Raw genomic sequence first — 17,380 nt, forward strand, 5'->3', positions numbered from 1 at the left:
AACCGAGTGGTTCCAATGTAAACAGCCTCTTCTTTATTGCATCGTCATCAGCTTAGGGGCCGTGTGCCATGTGCCATGGGCTTTTGTGCATGTATTGTTAAAGAGACCATGGCCCCTAGGCATTATTCAGTGGTTTATGACTGGTGGTCATGGACCTTTAAGGAGGGTACCAATAACCTAGACGGTAATATTTAGCCTAACATCTTAGCTAGATCGGCTTGGGCATATCCGCTAATCAGTTGTAAATTAAAGGTCTTTTGAAGAACTTCCACAACTCCCGGTGTCAGGAATTCAGGAGCTTTGGGCCCTATATACATGTTATTAACACCCAAGCTGAACAGACCTAACAGAATGGCCACAGCCTTTTGTTCAAACCAGGACAGAACGATAGTTAGGGGTAGGTCATTAACACCACAGTTAAAGGCTTCGGCCAAAGCTAGGGCGATTTTCACGGCAGAACCAGAGTTGTTGCATTGACCTAAGTCTAGGAAACGAGGGATAGCAGTGCCTTCAATGGTGCCAAAATCAATGTCATTGAATCTAAATTTACCACAGGAGGTGGTCAAGAGGACACAATCCTTAGGTATGGCCAATGCCAATTCTCTATAGTAATCTCTACCCTTGGTAGGGGAGTCACAGCCTGCAATAACGAAGAAACGTTTAATTTTACCAGCCTTGACAGCTTCCACAATTTGAGGGGCCAAAGGTAATACATTCAAGTGGTGGAAACCGGTGGTCATGGTTTTTACTTCTTCGGCTGAACCGTTTAGTTTACCAACAATTTTCTTCCATAGGCCATCAGTTGGAGCGCCGGGTAAAGAAAGGGCCTTATCGATCACTGGGGTGAAGTCCATATCCTCAATTTTTTTGACTCCCTCTAAACCGGTAACACCGAAGGAAAACATGCGGTCACCATAGGTTGCATCTTTACGAACGGGCATTACGCAGTTAGTGGTGGCCAGGATAGCACCGGGAAATGCTTCAAATACCTTTCTTTGATCGTACCAGGCTTTACCCACATTACCTTTCAGGTGACCAAATTTCTTTAACTCAGGGTAACCGTGGGCAGGCAGCATTTCAGAGTGAGTATAAATATTAATACCTTTGCCTTCTGTTTGTTTAAGAAGTTCCTTTAAAGCCAACAGGTTATGGCCAGTTACTAAGATGCATTTGCCTTCAATCTTATCAGAAGTAACAGTGACCGGGGAAGGTATACCCAGGTTATCCAGGTGAGCTTTATCCAGTAGATCCATAACCTTAACGGTAGCAGTACCCACTTTGAGAGCCATATTGATGGTTTCTTGTAGGTTAAAGTTAACATTAGTTAAGGTAGAGTATAAAGCCTCGTGGGTAATAGCATCTACTTCAGGGTCGGTATAACCAAGTTCCTTAGCATGGGTGGCATAGGCAGCCACACCCTTTAAGGCAAATATTATAGTATCCTGTAGGCTTGCTATATTTTCGTCTTTTCCACATACGCCGATTTTAGAGCATCCGCCTTTGGGAGTTTGTTCACACTGATAGCAAAACATAATTAAGATCCTCCTTTTTATTGGTTAACGGCTTAGCCGTTGTTTGTTTTCTGATGTAATCATACCGAAAACAAGAAAAGGAGGATGTGATTGAGGTCATGAAGCGGGAGTGATTTTGCTCACACTTAGCTGTTAGCCATTAGTTATTTGCTATTAGCATTTAAACTAAAGGCTTATAGCATAAAGCTAAAAGCTAAAGGCTAAAGACTAGCCTTGGGTCTAGGGGGCCGTGGGCCAAGATATTGGTAGTAGTTGCATTCTACTCGGCCATTGTAAAGCTTACGTTTTTTATCTGCCTTTTTACCAAAGTGTTGCTCAAACTGATCAAAGGCAGAGATCACAAAACAAGACCAGTTTTCTAAATAAGAATAGCTTCGACCCAATTCTTCAGTCAATTTTTTTACTTCTGCTATTTCTCCTAACCGCTGACCATAGGGGGGGTTGGTAATAACAGAACCATACTTTTGTTTTGTACGGACATTGGCCACTGGTACCCGCTGAAAATGAATAGAATCTTCCACATTAGCTTGCTTAGCGTGGTAGCGTGCGAGGCTAAGGACCTCATCATCTATATCTGTACCGTAGATGCGGAGCTTAGCATCCCTAATTTCAGATTCCAGGGCCTCCTTACGTGCGGTTTGCCAGACCTCCTTGGGTATGATGGGCCATTCTTCTGCCACAAAGTTTCTCCCAATGCCTGGTGCAATGTTGTGTCCTATCAGTGCTGCTTCAATAGGAATGGTGCCTGAACCACAGAAGGGGTCTAGTAAGGGACGATCTGGATACCAACGGGCAATGGAGAGCAGACCAGCAGCTAAGGTTTCCTTCAAGGGTGCTTGGGCTGATAACTTGCGGTAACCCCTTTTATGTAAGCCAACCCCACTGGTGTCAATGGTGATGGTGGCAATATCCTTTAGTAAAGCTACCTCAATTTTATAGCGTGGACCAGTCTCATCAAACCAGTCTTTTTTATAGGTTTGCTTCATCTTCTCTACGATGGCCTTCTTTACAATGGCTTGGCAATCAGGAACACTGTGTAGCTGAGATTTAATTGATTTCCCTTCCACCGGGAAGTTGGCATTTACAGGTAGCCAATCGGGCCAGGGTAGGGCTTTTGTTTGTTGGAATAGTTCTTCAAAGGAAGTTGCTTTGAATTCTCCCATCTTTATCAAAACTCTATCCGCTGAGCGTAACCACAGATTTGTCCGACAAATGGCCATTTCGTCACCAAAAAAAGTGACTCGCCCGTTCTCTACCATCACATCATAACCAAGTTTTTTTACTTCGTGAGCAACCACTGACTCTAACCCAAAGGTGGCTGTTGCAATTAACTCAATTTTTTTTGCCATAATAACTCCTTATACATTATTATCCACTAAGGGTTAATTTACCACGTTAGTCTATATATTATCAAGTTGTGCACCTAAATAACGGGGAGGTGACTAGGCCACCTCCCCAGTAGTATTTATTTTGTTTCTCCTAACATTCTGGCTAAGTCAGCTTTGGGGTCGCCGCTAATCAGGGTTAGTCCGAAGTTCTTTTGCAATACTTCAACCACTGTGGGGTTGAGGAATTCGGGTAATTTAGGGCCAATGGTGATGTTCTGAACATTTAGACTTAATAGGCCCAGCAGAATAGCTACTGCCTTTTGCTCAAACCAGGATAAAACTATGCTTAGTGGTAAATCATTAACGGTGCAATCAAAGGCTTCCGCCAGGGCTTGAGCAATGTGTACAGAGGAAACAGAGTTATTGCATTGGCCTAAATCAAGGTAACGGGGAATATCGGTTCCTTCGATATTGCCGTATTCAATGTCATTAAACCTAAATTTACCACAGGAAGTAGTAATAATGACACAGTCTTTGGGAATGGACATAGCCAACTCACGGAAATAATCTCTGCCTTTGGTGGGGGCATCACAACCTGCAACCACGAAGAAGCGACGAATCTTTCCTGCCTTAACTGCATCCACAATCAGTGGAGCCATAGGTAGTACATTCTGATGATGGAAGCCGGTTAACAAGGTTTCTTGGGAATCTTGATTAGCTTTGGGTAGAGAAAGGGCTTTTTCGATAATAGGGGTAAAATCCCTATCTTTAATTTTTTGTGCTCCCTCCACACCTGCAACTAAATAGGTAAACATCCGATCACCGTATGTTTTGTTACGTATGGGCATTACACAGTTGGTAGTGGCCAAAATCGCACCAGGAAAGTTTTCAAATACTTCTCTCTGGTCATACCAGGCCTTGCCCACATTACCCTTCAAATGCTTGAATTTCTTTAATTCGGGGTAACCATGGGCGGGCAACATTTCTGAATGGGTGTAAATATTTATTCCCTTACCTTCAGTTTGCTTTAATAGTTCCTTAAGTGCCAGTAGGTCGTGTCCAGTAACCAAAATGCAATGTCCCTCTACCTTATTATTGGTTACCTTTACTGGTTTAGGGATACCCAATTCTGAGGTATGGGCTTGATCTAATAAATCCATTACTTTAACACAGGCTGTGCCAACCCTTAGGCACATATCAATATGATCCTGTAAGTGAAAGTTAGAGTTGGTCAAGGTTAAAAATAGGGCTTCGTGGGTAATGGCATTAACATCTGGATCGTCGTAACCTAATTCCCTTGCATGTACAGCATATGCGGCAACGCCCTTGAGACCTAAAATAATTGTGTCTTGGAGACTGGCAATGGCAGGGTCTTTACCACAAACACCTATCTGAGTACAACCGCCGGGGGGGGCATACTCACATTGATGACAATGCATTTTATTAACTTTTCCTTCTTTTTCAACCTGGGGCTTGGTTTCAGGTGTCTGTTTTCCTAGAAGTTTGTCCAAAATACCACCCAAGTTATATCACCTCATTTAGTTTTTTTTATTATTCTCTAATCCTTCTAACCTAATACCTTATGAAAAAACATGGTATTATCTAGATAAAAACATCAAAAAAATCAATTTACATATTGAAACTGGACAAGGGTTCGAGCATAATTAAATTAACCCATTAACTAACTGGGTATCAAAAAGTAAAAGGGAGGAACAAAAAACTATGTACGTTGTATCTATCGACAGAGATAAGTGTGACGGATGCGGTGCTTGCGCTGATGCTTGTCCTGCTGGCATCCTTGGTATGCTGGATGATGGCAAAGCTGATATTACCGGCGAAGCTGAAGAGTGCATGGGCTGCGAAACCTGCGTAGCTACTTGCCCTAACGAGGCATACACCGTTACTGAAATGTAATGAAAATAAAAGCCGCCATTAGGCGGTTTTTATTATTTATCATAGATGATTTATCTCATTTTTTGTAAAACATGTGAAATTAGAATAAAGAACCTGTATTTAAAATGCAGATGATGGCATCCCCTTAGATTTAGTGTCGGAATAAAATGCTACAATTGTTAAAAATTAACTGGTATAATTTAGCAAGACAAATCATAAGAAGGGGTGCCTTATATTGGGAAAGAAAGTTACATTCTCTGAAGGAGCTGAAATCTTAGGGGTACCAATCAGTACGGTAAGTAAATGGTTCAGCCAAGGATTATTTAAACATGTAGAGTTGGATAGAAAAAGTCCCGGTGGTCCGACTTATTTATTAAGACTAGAGGAATTATTGGCCATTAAAGATGCAATGGAAGCTGAGTCCAGGGGGCAACAGTTAGTAAAGGCAGAAATAGCTGCGGCAAAAGAAGATGCATGTGAAGAAAGTAAAAGGGATATAAACAAGAAAAAACTAAGCCTAGTTAAAAGCAACGTCAATAAGCAGGTATTAGATAACACAAATATTGAACAAGGTAAAGCGATTATATTAAAGATAGAAGAGGAAACAGCTGCCGGACTAATCAACTCTTTGACCAGTTATTTAAATAATTTTGAGCAAAAATTTATACAACACATGGAAGAACAGGCAGACAGAAATGCTTTAAAGTTTAACACAATGGCTATTGAGCATCTGGAAACTTTAAAGGAAATGTCCTTTAAGATGGAAAAGGTAGTTGACGCCTTAATATCAATGCCTCAAAAGGTTAGTGATGATACCATTAAGGCAGTAAATGAAATTAAAGAGATGATGCCAGATATGACCCAGCTATCTGAAATTAATCAAGGAACCACTGAAAAACTTGAATCTGTCGGTAAAAAACTGGAGCGGTTAACCGAGGAGATAAAGGACACTAAATGGGCAGTTGTTAAAATGGCAAGGGATAATAATAAACCTGGCAAGAAAGATAAAGGGAAGAAAAAGATAGGATCCGGGTTTACCAGTGGGATTGGAAAAATTTTTGGTTTAGGGAAATAACCTTAAAAGTCCGGTAGCACCGGGCTTTTTTGTTTAACCTAGACTAAAATTATCAACACATTTTAAAAAACAAAGTGTCCATTGTCAAACTACATATGTACATAAAATAATTAGCAAAGTGTAAAAAATAGTTAGAAGTTAATAAAAATTGATAAAAAAGTCTACTTATGGACAAAAAACAAATTGATTATTGGACAAAAACATAATAGTATACCCTATAGGGAGATATATCCGTTTTCAGGGGACAAGGGATGTGATCTCGAACATTTTAGGGGGAGGTTTTCTGGAGGATGTTTAAGAAAAAGTATTTTGCCGTTATTTCCCTCCTGCTAGTTGCAGCATTAGTGTTAGCAGGTTGTGGTGGCGGCGGTGCGGAGAAGCAGGACGCTGCTGAGAATGCTGGATCCGATGTAATAAAAATTGGTGTTTATGAGCCATTAACTGGTACAAATGCAGCTGGTGGCGAAATGACTGTTGAAGGTATCAAGCTAGCTAATCAGTTGTTCCCAGAGGTTTTAGGTAAAAAAGTAGACTTATTTATAGTAGATAACAAGAGTGAAAAACAGGAAGCTGCTAACGCTGTAGAAAGACTTGTAAGTAAGGACAAAGTAAATGTAATCATTGGTAGTTATGGTAGTTCCCTTTCTATGGCTGGTGGCCCTATTGCTAAGGATGCAGGTATCCCTGTAATCGGTTGTTCACCAACTAACCCTGCAGTTACGCTGGGTAATGATTATTACTTCCGGGTTTGCTTTATTGACCCCTTCCAAGGTACTGTAATGGCTAACTATGCTGTTGAAAAATTAGGTGCCAAAACTGCTGCCATTGTACAAGATGTTCAACAAGACTACTCTGTAGGCTTAAATAACTACTTTGAAAAATCCTTTAAGCAACTTGTTGGTGATGAGAATGCCATTGTAGCTAAAGTTAACTACAATACCGGCGACAAAGATTTTTCTTCTCAATTAACCACAATTAAGGCTAAGAATCCTGATGTAATTTTTGCACCAGGTAACTTCTTAGAATCTGGTATTTTAGTACAAAAGGCTCGTGAGCTGGGCATCACTTGCCCAATTCTCGGTGGCGACACCTGGGAAGCTCAAGAATTCCTGGATCAAGTTAAAACCACTAAAGACATTTACTTCAGTACTCACTTTGATTCTAGCCAGCCTGTAACTGAGATGTCCCAGAAATTTATGGATGAATATGCTAAAGCTTACCCTGACAAGCAGGTTAACGCTTTTGGAGCACTTGGTTTTGATGCTTACATTCTAGCTTTGGATGCCATTACCAAGGCAAACTCAGCTGAACCTCAGGCTATCCGTGATGCATTGGCTGCCACTAAGGATTTCCAAGGTGCCACTGGTTTAATTACTCTTGATACCAATGGTGATGCCACTAAGACTGCTATCATCAAGAAAGTGGTAGACGGCCAATTCGCATATGAAGGAAAAGTTGATCCCAAATAAGTAAGGGAAAATTTATGCTACACGACTCCCCTCCTGCTCCGCAGGTGGGGAGTCGGTATTCTTATTTCTAATTTGGAATATGTACCCAAAGAGTCATTATGAGCTTTTTTGGAAGGGGTTATAGCATGACCGGAGAACTATTACTACAAAATTTAGCAAACGGCATTTCTTTGGGCAGCTTATATGCACTGATTGCTATTGGTTATACAATGGTTTATGGAATTCTTCGTCTTATTAATTTTGCCCATGCTGATTTGTTAATGGTAGCAGCCTATGGGGCTTTTTATGGAATTGTGATTTTTGCTTTGCCCTGGTGGGCATCCTTTGCCATTGCTATTATTATTACAGCTTTATTGGGAGTCAGTATTGAGAAAATAGCGTATCGACCGCTGCGTAATGCTCCAAGAATTTCTGTGTTAATCTCTGCTATTGGTGTATCATTCTTGTTAGAAAACTTAGGTATTGTGATTATCGGAGCCCGTCCTAAGTCTTTCCCTCGTCCAGAAGATATTGTTTGGAATATTCAAATGGGTGGAATATCGTTTCTATCTTTGACAATTATTATTCCTGTGGTAACGATCCTCCTTTTGGTGGCAGTAACTTATATGGTCAATAAAACCAAGACAGGTACAGCCATGCGAGCTGTTTCAAGGGATTTTGAGACGGCTAGTTTGATGGCTGTTGATGTGAATAGAGTGATTAGTACAACCTTTGTGGTTGGTTCTGGTTTAGCTGCTGTGGGTGGCATTATGTGGAGCTTGCAATATCCTCAGATTGATCCTTTGATGGGTGTTTTCCCCGGCTTAAAATGCTTTATCGCGGCTGTTATGGGGGGGATTGGTAACATCCCTGGGGCTATGCTGGGGGGCTTTATACTTGGCATGGGTGAAGTTTTCTTAGTGGCTTTGATGCCTGAACTATCTGGCTATCGGGATGCCTTTGCCTTTGTCTTATTAATCTTTATTTTGTTATTCAAACCCACCGGCATTCTAGGTGAAAATGTAGTGGAGAAGGTGTAGACATGGACAATCGACAGGGTTTAAAAACACTTTTAACCATTGGCTTGATTGCCTTATGTTGTGTTTTCCTCTTTTTTGCAGAGGGTTACTTAGATAACTTTAAGGCTAGGGTACTTAATCTAGCTGCCATTTTTGTTATATTAGGTGCCAGTATGAATCTGGTACTTGGGTTTACCGGCATGTTTTCCTTGGGACATGCAGGTTTTATGTGCGTGGGAGCCTACGTTTCTGCTATTTTAACCATGTCACCGGAAAGTAAAGAAATGATTTATTTTATGGAGCCCATTACCCCTGCTCTGGCTAATATACACTGGCCTGTTCTACCGGCAATTTTCGTGGCAGGTTTGGTGGCCGCATTTTTTGGTTTTTTAATTGGATTTCCTGCCTTGCGTCTGCGGGATGACTATTTAGCCATCGCTACTCTAGGTTTTGGGGAGATTATTCGTATTGTTGTCACAAATACCATTACTATTACCAATGGCTCTTTGGGGTTAAAGGATATTCCTTCTATTAAAAGTATGTATCTTTACTGGGGCATTGCAATTATTACTATTCTTATTTTAAAACAATTGATTAATAGTAGTTGGGGCTATGCCTTTAAAGCTATCCGTGATAACGAAATTGCCGCCGAGGCAATGGGTATTGATATCTTTAAACATAAATTACTGTCCTTTACCATTGGTGCTTTTTTTGCTGGTGTAGCTGGGGCTCTTATGGGTCACTTAATTACATCAATTGACCCGACGATGTTTAGATTCTTATTTACCTTCCAAATCTTACTTATTATTGTCTTGGGTGGTTTAGGGAGCCTAACTGGCTCTGTCATTGCCGGGGTTGTAGTAACTGTGATGATGGAAGTATTGCGTTTTGTGGAGCAACCGATGAACATTTTTGGACTAGAAATTCCCGGTATTTCAGGCATGCGTATGGTTATCTTCTCATTGCTGCTGCTCATTGTGATTTTATTCTATCGTCAGGGTCTGATGGGAACTAGAGAATTTAACTGGGATTGGGTTCTCAACAAAATAGGAAGTAAGCGCAACAAAGAGAAGGGGGTTGGAGCAAATGGCTAATACCCAGTCAATTCTAGTTACAGAAAATATTACCATGCAGTTTGGCGGGTTAAGGGCTGTTTCCAACCTGGCTTTAAATGTAGCGCCTAAACAAATCGTTGGTCTAATAGGACCCAACGGGGCAGGAAAAACAACAGCTTTTAATATGATTACCGGTGTGTACAAGCCTACCTTGGGGCGGGTAATATTTGATGGCCACGATATCACTGGTCTTAAACCAAACAAAATTACTGAGTTAGGTGTTGCCCGTACCTTTCAAAATATCCGTTTATTTTCCAGTATGACTGTGTTAGAGAATGTGCTGCTAAGTAAGCATGTACGGCTTAAGGCCAACTGGCTGGAAGCTGTTTTGTCACTACCAAGGTATACCAGATCCCGCAAGAGGCATATTGAGGAGTGCATGGAACTACTGGATCAGGTTCAACTGGCTGATCTGGCCCACGAACCGGCCACTTCTCTTCCCTATGGTAAGCAGCGGCGGTTGGAGATTGCCAGGGCTATGGCTACTCAACCTAAGATGATTTTGCTGGATGAGCCTGCTGCTGGTATGAACCCCCAGGAATCTCTGGAATTGATGGATTTTATTGCGAAGATTCGGGATGAATTTAATCTTACAGTCTTAATGATTGAACACCATATGGAAGTTGTTATGGGCATTTGTGAGCATATTGTGGTACTGGATCATGGCGAACCCATTGCCCAGGGTACACCAACAGAGATTCAAAATAATCAGCAGGTTATCGAAGCTTATCTTGGGGCGGTGGATGAGAGTGCTTAAAATTGAGGATTTACATGTATTTTACGGTGGTATACATGCACTGAAGGGCATTACGCTGGAAGTACCAGAGAATAAAATTGTCACATTGGTAGGTGCTAACGGTGCCGGTAAAAGTACCACCTTACGAGCAATTAGTAACCTAGTACCGGTGGCTAAGGGGAGAATTAGCTTCCGGGGAGAAGATATAACCAAAACTAAGACAGCAGAGATTGTAAAAAAAGGTATCACCCTGGTGCCGGAGGGCCGGCGTATATTTGCTAACCTTACGGTTTTGGAAAATATTAACATGGGGGCTTTTTCCCGGAACGACAAAGAAGGCATTAAAAAGGATATCCAGAATATCTATGAAATGTTTCCCCGTTTGAAGGAAAGGGAATGGCAAGCAGCTGGTACACTCTCCGGGGGGGAACAGCAAATGTTAGCCATTGGCAGGGCCCTGATGTCTCGGCCAGCCCTATTAATGATGGACGAGCCTTCCCTGGGCTTGGCACCTCTGCTGGTTAAGGAAGTCTTTAGAATTATCAAGGATATCTATAGTGATGGTATGACCATACTATTAATTGAACAAAACGCCACCGCAGCTTTACAAGCTGCAGACTATGGCTATGTTTTGGAAACAGGTAATATCGTACTACAAGGCCCCGGCAAAGAATTAGCAGCCAATGAAGAAGTGAAAAAAGCATACCTGGGCAAAGCATAAAAACATAAAAAACAAAAATGCGACAGCGGGGACGGTTCTCGCTGTCGCATTTTTTTGAAATTTTTGCGACAGCGAGAACCGTCCCCGCTGTCGCACGTTATTCAGTTATTTTCTCGATGTATTTGGGTAATACAAAGGCGGCCTTGTGAACTGCAGGGGTATAATAATTTGTTTTTATATTTAACATCCGATGCGGATTAATATTATCCAATTGATATTTCTTCGAACCAACTGTAAAACTCCAGAAGCCTGCTATATAGGTAGGTTCACAGGTTAAGTAAGGTCTTGCTAAGGGGAACACTTCCATAATATTTTTAACTGCCAGTCGATAATGGCTGCTAAAGCTTGGCGAACCAGTTTGGGATACAAAAACCCCATCGCTCTTTAATGCTTTATAAATATCCTTATAAAATTCCTTTGCAAACAAATTCATGGATGGACCACTGGGATCTGTACAGTCGACAATGATAATGTCATAGCTGGCATCACATTGTTTGGTATATTTTAGTCCGTCCACAATCCTAATGTTAACTTTTTCAGAACCTAGGGCATGGCTGATTTCTGGCAACCACCTTTTACTTACTTCAATGACTCTTTCGTCAATTTCAATTAGGTCGATGGTTTCTACGGAAGGATGTTTGAGAATTTCCCGTACCGTACCACCGTCACCGCCACCTATTATCAGTACACTTTTAGGTTCTGGGTGGATCATAAGGGGAATGTGAGTAATCATTTCATGGTAGATAAACTCAAACTTGGTTGTGGTTTGTACAATGTTATCTAACAGCAGGGCTCGTCCCAGTTCGGGAGATTCTATCACGGCAATTTCTTGAAAGCTAGATTTTTCTGTATGTAAAATTTTTTCCACTCGCCAGGACACCTTATAGCTGTCGGTGTGATGTTCAGTGAACCAAAAGTCGAGCATAGTAATACCTCCTTCATAACTTTCCTGGTCATTCGTCACCTCTCTTTTAAATATCCAGAAAAACACGATTAATATTATAACATGGAAAAGGGTTTTTATAAAGTTGAGTGTAGATAATTGGCTTTAGACATGGCGTTGCTATGACAAATATTTGGATAACAAAAAAAGGGTCCTCATTGAGGACCGGTCAGAGGAGGGTAGTTGTCACTTTAAACTTTACAGTAAAGATCTCACAGTTTAATTACAAAAATATTACAAAAGAATAAAAAATAACCAAGCAGTAGCTTAAATATGGGCAGATACTGTGGGAGATAATAATAGCAAGCCTAATAAAAAGGAGGGTTCTACGTGGCTAATAAAAGTAGAGGGTCTATTAATCGTCCCGAAGCAGAGAAAATAGCCCGGCAGATAACCAAAAAGACCAGTGAAGAAAGGGCCTATGGTTACGAACCTGAGGATGGATTGGTTCAGGGAACCCCAATGGCTTAGTTTTTTTAAAAAGGGCTGTTGCACGTTAGTGCATCAGTCCTTTTTTAAACCTAGCTGTAAGCCTTATGTAAGGATAATTTTATGAATAAAAAAGGAACAAGTGGTACAATGATTTCATCCCTAATAAAATTACTGGGGTGATATTATGTCCATTTTAAGGGAAGAAGTTAATACGCTATTAAAGGAGTTGCGCTATTCAGAACTGGTGGCCAGGGCACTGGAAAACCCAGGAATAATGAGATATTTGTTTAGGTTACTATATCATCCCTATGGTCTAGAGAGATGGCGGGCTATTGAAGGTTTAGGTTGTATTACCGAAGCCATGCAGCAAGAAAATCCAGAGGCTGTGCGGGAGGTTATTAGAAGGTTGCTATGGTCCATGAATGATGAGTCTGGGACCACCAGTTGGAGTGCTCCAGAAGCCATAGGGGAAATTGTATATAGAAAACCAGAAGAACTTCAAGAATTTATCCCCATTGTGGTAAATGCTTCTGAGGAGGAAATATTTCATCGGGGGATTGCCTGGACACTTGGCAGAGTTGGTTCCAAGCGACCAGAATTGGTACAGGAATTTATACCGCTACTTAGGCAATTTCTCTCACATCCAAAACCAGAAGTAAGGGGGCATGCCGCACGATCCTTGGGTCAAATTGGGTGTTCTGCTAGGGAGACACTGCCAGGTTTGCAGGCTTTGCTGCAGGATTACCAGGAAATTGAGGTTTACGAAGTAAGTGATATGGTTTATGTCCAAGTAAAGGATCTGGCCGAGAGGGCAATGCAGAGAATCCTCTACAATAATTGAATATAGAGATTTAACCCGGCCATGAAAACCGGGTAATTTTTTTGCGGTATATAGAAAATTATGCGAAATAATTAGTTAGTTTAGTACGTCATAGCTAATAAAGAAAAATATTTGGAGGGAAGTTTATTGGAAGTTGTGCAGGATGAGATAAGTAGGTCTAAAAAAATACAATTACTTATTAGATCGGGCCCCCGTTGGGTCAAGGTGCTTTTAGTTGTTATTTTACTTTCTGCTATTGGCCTGTTGGTACTGAATAGCCTTAGTAATAAGGATATTGTGGTACAAACAGTTAAGGTAGAAATGAAAAGTATTGAACAGAGTGTAATGGCGACGGGGAAAGTGCAGGCCGCTGAAAAACAGGAGTTTTTTACACCGGTGGACAGTACGTTAATGGAGCTTTCTGTTAAGGTTGGTGACAAGGTTAAAAAGGGGGATGTTTTAGGGCGCCTTGATACGCAAGAATTGGGACGACTATACCAACAGTCATTAGCTAGGCTAGCGGGTTTGGAAGCACAACTGGCCACTGCCAAGGCCAATAATGATCAATTAAACTTGGCCTATAGTAAAGTAGCCTATGAAAAAGCCCAAAGTGACCTAAATAGAATTACGCAATTACATAATCAAGGAGCTGTGCCAGTAACGGAATTAGAACAGGCTAGGGTATCCTTTGCCAGGGCGGAGGCTGATTACCAAGAAAACTCTCTGCGGGTACAACAGGGTGCCACGGCAAAGGAGATTGCTTCCCTGGAAGCTCAGGTGGCATTAGGACAACAGGAAGTAGCCCAGGCCAAAGAACGATTGGATTTAGCTAACTTTATTGTGCAGGAGGACGGGGTAGTACTTTTTGTGGGAAAAGAAAAGGGAAACCGTGTCCTAGAGGGCACGCTGTTGTTGGAAGTTGGTAGTACTAGCCAACTAGAAGTTAGTACTAATGTCAATGAAATTGATGCCGGAACCCTCAAGGTGGGACAACCTGTAACTATCTCCTGTACTTCCCTGCCAGGCAAGGAATTTACCGGTGAAGTCACGCGGGTGGCCGGGGTGGCCATACAGGAGAATAATAGTGTCAGTAGCGGCAATACAGTTGTGCCTGTAACAATTCAAGTGAAGGGAGATACAACTGGCCTTAAACCAGGATTTACTGTGGATGTTAGTATTGTGACAATGGAAGCAAAAAAACTGCTTGCTTTGCCCTATGAAGCCTTGGTCAGTCAAAATGGTGAAAAGTATGTCTTTGTGGTAAAGGATGGGGTCGTTAAAAAACAAAGGGTTAAAACCAAAACTGGCAATGAGTTGTACGACATTGTTGTCAGTGGGCTAAAGGAAGAGGAAGAAATAGTTCTAAGCCCTCCTCCCTCCCTTAGGGAAGGCCAAAGGGTTTCTATAGGAGCAAAAAATGATAAAGGTAAATAATTTAAGAAAAGTGTACACTACTGGTTCTGTTGATGTGGAAGCTCTTAAAGGTGTGAGCTTATCTATCCAGAAGGGTGAATTTGTGGCAGTGATGGGACCATCGGGATCGGGCAAATCAACCTTTATGAACCTGTTGGGTTTATTGGATAGTCCTACTGAGGGAACCTACTGGTTGGAGGAACGTCAGGTATCATCCCTAGACAGAAATGAATTGGCCATACTCCGTAATCAAAAGTTAGGTTTTGTGTTCCAGGCCTTTAATTTAATACCATCCCTTACCGCCCTTAAGAATGTTGAGTTACCGATGCTCTATGCGGGTATTAAGCCGGATGAACGACGTCAGAGGGCCATACTCGCCCTGGAAAGGGTTGGCTTAGCCGAGCGTTTACAGCACCGCCCCAGTGAACTATCTGGTGGTCAAAACCAACGGGTAGCCATTGCCAGGGCCATAGTGAATCGTCCATCGGTAATTATGGCCGATGAACCCACTGGGGCCCTAGATACCAAAACTGGTGAGGAAATCATGGGGATTTTTGAGGAACTTCATCGGGAAGGAACAACCATTGTATTAGTTACCCATGAGCCGGACATAGCAAGACATGCAAAACGGATACTACGATTTAAAGATGGACTATTAATAGGTGATGAAGAGGTAACAAACCCTATTTCCTCTGCAAAAGAGGTGGATCATGAACCTTAAGGAATTTATTTTAATCGGACTGGAGGGCCTTCGCAATAACAAACTACGGTCATTTCTAACCACCCTAGGGATTGTGGTTGGTATTGCTGCAGTGATATCTGTAATCGCCATAGGTGAGGCTGGTAAAGCGGTGATTATGAATGAGATGGAAAGCTTTGGTACCAACTTGTTTCAGGTATACCCAAACTATAGAGAAGGGGAGCCTGTGAGAACAGTTGAATATACCAGGCAAGATGTAGCGGTCATTAAGAAGTTAGCACCGGAAGTTAAGTACTTGGCACCTGTAAAGTACGATCGGAGTGAGGTCAGGAGTAAAACAGGAAAAAAGACTACCCGTATTATTGGTACTACAGCAGATTATAAGCAGATTCGGAACCTAGAGATTTTATACGGCAGATTCTTTAGTGAAGAGGACGATGCCGTAGGTAAAAGAGTTGTGGTTTTGGATGAAATGTTGGCTAATGAAATCTTTGCTATGGAAAACCCTGTGGGAGAGCGGGTGATGATGCAAGGAAGTGCCTCAGTGGTTATTGGGGTCATAAAAAAAGCAGAGTCAACCATCCCTGGCATGAACCCGGATAACTATGCCTATGTACCCATATCTGCTACACCCGGAGGCTCACGCTGGGAGTATGCTAGCTCACTCATGGGTAGTGCTGCCAGTAGAGAAGAGGTCTACCAGGCAATGGATCGGGTCAAGCTGATACTTGAGCGGCGGCATAATGCACCGAACCATTATGAGGTATATAGTATGGAGCAAGAGATGCAAACCGTAGGTAAAGTTACAGGTATAATTGGTTTGGTGATCAGCTGTATTGCGGGGATCTCCCTACTGGTGGGAGGTATCGGAGTAATGAACATCATGTTGGTCTCAGTTACCGAAAGAACCAGGGAAATCGGCATACGCATGGCCTTAGGTGCCCAAAGGAAGGACATCTTATTACAATTTCTTATTGAAGCAATTGTACTCTGTGCTGTTGGTGGTCTGATTGGTATTCTGTTGGGCTACGGAGGTGCATTGGTTGTGGCCTTAGTCCTAAAGCTACCTCCGTTGGTTTCTGGATGGGTTGTTCTTTTTGCTTTCCTATTTTCGGCTTTGATTGGAGTGTTTTTTGGTCTTTATCCAGCCAACAAAGCATCCCAGTTAGATCCTATCCAAGCATTACGTAGGGAATAACATAACCTCAGGTGCAAACCTGGGGTTGTTTATTTATATGACCTGCAGGAATATGACTGATTTTGCAGAAAAGTCTATGTTATGTAAAGGAGGTGTAGCCGTGCATACAGACAAGCCTAAAGTAAATCCCTACTTGGTAATTATGCTTGGGGTTTTGGCAGCAGGCTTTTCCAGCATTTTTACAAAATTGGCCGAGGCCCCACCCTTAATCATTGCGGTATATCGCTTGGGATTTACCGTTCTAATTATTGCTGCACCCACTTATTTTTCAGGACGTAAAGAATTATGCCGAATTAACAAAAAAGATTTCGTTTTTGCCTGCTTATCAGGGGTGTTCTTGGCCCTACACTTTGCGGTTTGGATAAGTTCATTAAATTATACATCTGTAGCCAGCTCCACTGTGCTGGTCACGATGCAACCGCTTTTTGTTATTACTGGCGGCTATTTTTTATACAAGGAACGAGTAGGCCGACAGGGTTTAGTGGGAGCAGCACTGGCCCTGGGGGGGAGTATACTAATTGGCATCAATGATTTTCAAGTGGGAGGACAAGCCCTTTTAGGGGATGTTTTAGCCTTTGCAGGTGCCTTTTTTGTGGCAGTTTATGTACTCATTGGTAGACATTTGCGCTTTAGAATGGCACTTCTGCCCTACACATTTATCGTATACGGTGCTGCGACCCTTGTTCTTTTGTTGCTGAATGTTGTTTTTGGGTCATCCTTTTATCCATACCCTACCATGACCTGGGTTTGGTTTCTTTGTTTGGCCATTTTCCCAACGATTTTTGGTCATTCCCTGTTTAATTGGGCTCTCAAATATGTTAAGGCTGCTGTGGTCTCAGTTAGTATTTTGGGAGAACCAGTGGGTGCGACTATCTTAGCTTACTTTATTTTTCAAGAAGTTCCCACTGTTATGCAGTTAGCCGGAGGTTGTATTATTATTCTAGGCTTATATATTTTTATTACTTCTCAACTAAAGGCACAATTGCAACAAAACGGAGGCTCTTAGA

General features: G+C 41.9%; 17 protein-coding genes. 13 read left to right on the forward strand and 4 right to left on the reverse strand.

Annotation, left to right across the window (positions count from 1 at the left end; genetic code table 11):
* Positions 1-191: 191 nt before the first annotated feature.
* From hcp (ACYQ03_RS04600) to hcp (ACYQ03_RS04610), 3 genes are all read right to left on the reverse strand, one after another.
* Positions 192-1,532 (reverse strand): hydroxylamine reductase, encoded by a 1,341-nt coding sequence (gene hcp / locus ACYQ03_RS04600; RefSeq protein WP_459907979.1) that lies wholly within the window; start codon positions 1,530-1,532, stop codon positions 192-194.
* Positions 1,533-1,732: 200 nt separating this feature from the next.
* Entirely contained in the window at positions 1,733-2,881 is a 1,149-nt protein-coding gene (locus ACYQ03_RS04605; protein ID WP_459907981.1) for a THUMP domain-containing class I SAM-dependent RNA methyltransferase, read from the reverse strand.
* A gap of 116 nt (positions 2,882-2,997) precedes the next feature.
* On the reverse strand, positions 2,998-4,299 hold the full coding sequence (gene hcp / locus ACYQ03_RS04610) for a hydroxylamine reductase (protein ID WP_459908749.1): 1,302 nt from the start codon (positions 4,297-4,299) through the stop codon (positions 2,998-3,000).
* Positions 4,300-4,528: 229 nt separating this feature from the next.
* On the opposite strand from hcp (ACYQ03_RS04610), the gene ACYQ03_RS04615 reads away from it, so the two are divergent.
* The 7 genes from ACYQ03_RS04615 to ACYQ03_RS04645 all read left to right on the forward strand — a co-directional run bounded on the left by ACYQ03_RS04615 (position 4,529) and on the right by ACYQ03_RS04645 (position 10,867).
* The gene (locus ACYQ03_RS04615) at positions 4,529-4,774 is read left to right on the forward strand and encodes a 4Fe-4S dicluster domain-containing protein (protein WP_459908751.1); all 246 of its coding nucleotides are present in this window, start codon (positions 4,529-4,531) and stop codon (positions 4,772-4,774) included.
* Positions 4,775-4,988: 214 nt separating this feature from the next.
* On the forward strand, positions 4,989-5,828 hold the full coding sequence (locus ACYQ03_RS04620) for a hypothetical protein (protein ID WP_459907982.1): 840 nt from the start codon (positions 4,989-4,991) through the stop codon (positions 5,826-5,828).
* A 290-nt stretch (positions 5,829-6,118) separates the two neighbouring features.
* The gene (locus tag ACYQ03_RS04625; RefSeq protein ID WP_459907983.1) at positions 6,119-7,297 is read left to right on the forward strand and encodes an ABC transporter substrate-binding protein; all 1,179 of its coding nucleotides are present in this window, start codon (positions 6,119-6,121) and stop codon (positions 7,295-7,297) included.
* Positions 7,298-7,422: 125 nt separating this feature from the next.
* Positions 7,423-8,316, forward strand: coding sequence for a branched-chain amino acid ABC transporter permease (locus tag ACYQ03_RS04630; RefSeq protein WP_459907985.1), 894 nt, complete (start codon positions 7,423-7,425; stop codon positions 8,314-8,316).
* 2 nt (positions 8,317-8,318) lie between these two features.
* On the forward strand, positions 8,319-9,389 hold the full coding sequence (locus ACYQ03_RS04635; RefSeq protein WP_459907987.1) for a branched-chain amino acid ABC transporter permease: 1,071 nt from the start codon (positions 8,319-8,321) through the stop codon (positions 9,387-9,389).
* Positions 9,382-10,167 carry an ABC transporter ATP-binding protein gene (locus ACYQ03_RS04640; RefSeq protein ID WP_459907989.1) on the forward strand — a complete coding sequence of 262 codons (786 nt, stop codon included), beginning with the start codon at positions 9,382-9,384 and terminating at the stop codon, positions 10,165-10,167. Before ACYQ03_RS04635 ends, ACYQ03_RS04640 begins: the two co-directional genes overlap by 8 nt.
* Positions 10,160-10,867 (forward strand): ABC transporter ATP-binding protein, encoded by a 708-nt coding sequence (locus ACYQ03_RS04645; protein WP_459907990.1) that lies wholly within the window; start codon positions 10,160-10,162, stop codon positions 10,865-10,867. The genes ACYQ03_RS04640 and ACYQ03_RS04645 overlap by 8 nt, the downstream gene beginning before the upstream one ends.
* A 97-nt stretch (positions 10,868-10,964) precedes the next feature.
* On the opposite strand, the gene speE is transcribed toward ACYQ03_RS04645, so the two are convergent.
* Positions 10,965-11,792: a polyamine aminopropyltransferase gene (gene speE, locus ACYQ03_RS04650; protein ID WP_459907991.1), complete on the reverse strand. Its 828-nt coding sequence runs from the start codon at positions 11,790-11,792 to the stop codon at positions 10,965-10,967.
* A gap of 348 nt (positions 11,793-12,140) precedes the next feature.
* Between speE and ACYQ03_RS04655 the strand changes: the two genes are divergently transcribed.
* The 6 genes from ACYQ03_RS04655 (at position 12,141) to ACYQ03_RS04680 (ending at position 17,379) form a co-directional block, all read left to right on the forward strand.
* On the forward strand, positions 12,141-12,281 hold the full coding sequence (locus ACYQ03_RS04655) for a hypothetical protein (protein ID WP_459907992.1): 141 nt from the start codon (positions 12,141-12,143) through the stop codon (positions 12,279-12,281).
* A 145-nt stretch (positions 12,282-12,426) separates the two neighbouring features.
* Positions 12,427-13,083 (forward strand): DVU0298 family protein, encoded by a 657-nt coding sequence (locus ACYQ03_RS04660; protein WP_459907993.1) that lies wholly within the window; start codon positions 12,427-12,429, stop codon positions 13,081-13,083.
* Between the two features lie 135 nt (positions 13,084-13,218).
* Complete coding sequence (locus tag ACYQ03_RS04665) at positions 13,219-14,496, forward strand: efflux RND transporter periplasmic adaptor subunit (protein ID WP_459908753.1); 1,278 nt, start codon at positions 13,219-13,221, stop codon at positions 14,494-14,496.
* Positions 14,480-15,196 (forward strand): ABC transporter ATP-binding protein, encoded by a 717-nt coding sequence (locus ACYQ03_RS04670; RefSeq protein ID WP_459907995.1) that lies wholly within the window; start codon positions 14,480-14,482, stop codon positions 15,194-15,196. The genes ACYQ03_RS04665 and ACYQ03_RS04670 overlap by 17 nt, the downstream gene beginning before the upstream one ends.
* Entirely contained in the window at positions 15,186-16,373 is a 1,188-nt protein-coding gene (locus ACYQ03_RS04675) for an ABC transporter permease (protein ID WP_459907996.1), read from the forward strand. The genes ACYQ03_RS04670 and ACYQ03_RS04675 overlap by 11 nt, the downstream gene beginning before the upstream one ends.
* 142 nt (positions 16,374-16,515) lie before the next feature.
* Positions 16,516-17,379 carry a DMT family transporter gene (locus tag ACYQ03_RS04680; RefSeq protein ID WP_459908755.1) on the forward strand — a complete coding sequence of 288 codons (864 nt, stop codon included), beginning with the start codon at positions 16,516-16,518 and terminating at the stop codon, positions 17,377-17,379.
* Position 17,380: the final 1 nt, after the last annotated feature.

Source organism: Desulfotomaculum defluvii (assembly GCF_054657375.1).

Bases quoted from the DNA above. Each gene is read 5' to 3' on its own strand.
- ACYQ03_RS04675 (WP_459907996.1), top strand. From the start codon at position 15,186: ATGAACCTTAAGGAATTTATTTTAATCGGACTGGAGGGCCTTCGCAAT.
- ACYQ03_RS04660 (WP_459907993.1), top strand. From the start codon at position 12,427: ATGTCCATTTTAAGGGAAGAAGTTAATACGCTATTAAAGGAGTTGCGC.
- hcp (WP_459908749.1), bottom strand. From the start codon at position 4,299: ATGCATTGTCATCAATGTGAGTATGCCCCCCCCGGCGGTTGTACTCAG.
- ACYQ03_RS04630 (WP_459907985.1), top strand. From the start codon at position 7,423: ATGACCGGAGAACTATTACTACAAAATTTAGCAAACGGCATTTCTTTG.
- ACYQ03_RS04640 (WP_459907989.1), top strand. From the start codon at position 9,382: ATGGCTAATACCCAGTCAATTCTAGTTACAGAAAATATTACCATGCAG.
- ACYQ03_RS04635 (WP_459907987.1), top strand. From the start codon at position 8,319: ATGGACAATCGACAGGGTTTAAAAACACTTTTAACCATTGGCTTGATT.
- hcp (WP_459907979.1), bottom strand. From the start codon at position 1,532: ATGTTTTGCTATCAGTGTGAACAAACTCCCAAAGGCGGATGCTCTAAA.
- ACYQ03_RS04605 (WP_459907981.1), bottom strand. From the start codon at position 2,881: ATGGCAAAAAAAATTGAGTTAATTGCAACAGCCACCTTTGGGTTAGAG.
- speE (WP_459907991.1), bottom strand. From the start codon at position 11,792: ATGCTCGACTTTTGGTTCACTGAACATCACACCGACAGCTATAAGGTG.
- ACYQ03_RS04670 (WP_459907995.1), top strand. From the start codon at position 14,480: ATGATAAAGGTAAATAATTTAAGAAAAGTGTACACTACTGGTTCTGTT.
- ACYQ03_RS04625 (WP_459907983.1), top strand. From the start codon at position 6,119: ATGTTTAAGAAAAAGTATTTTGCCGTTATTTCCCTCCTGCTAGTTGCA.
- ACYQ03_RS04680 (WP_459908755.1), top strand. From the start codon at position 16,516: ATGCTTGGGGTTTTGGCAGCAGGCTTTTCCAGCATTTTTACAAAATTG.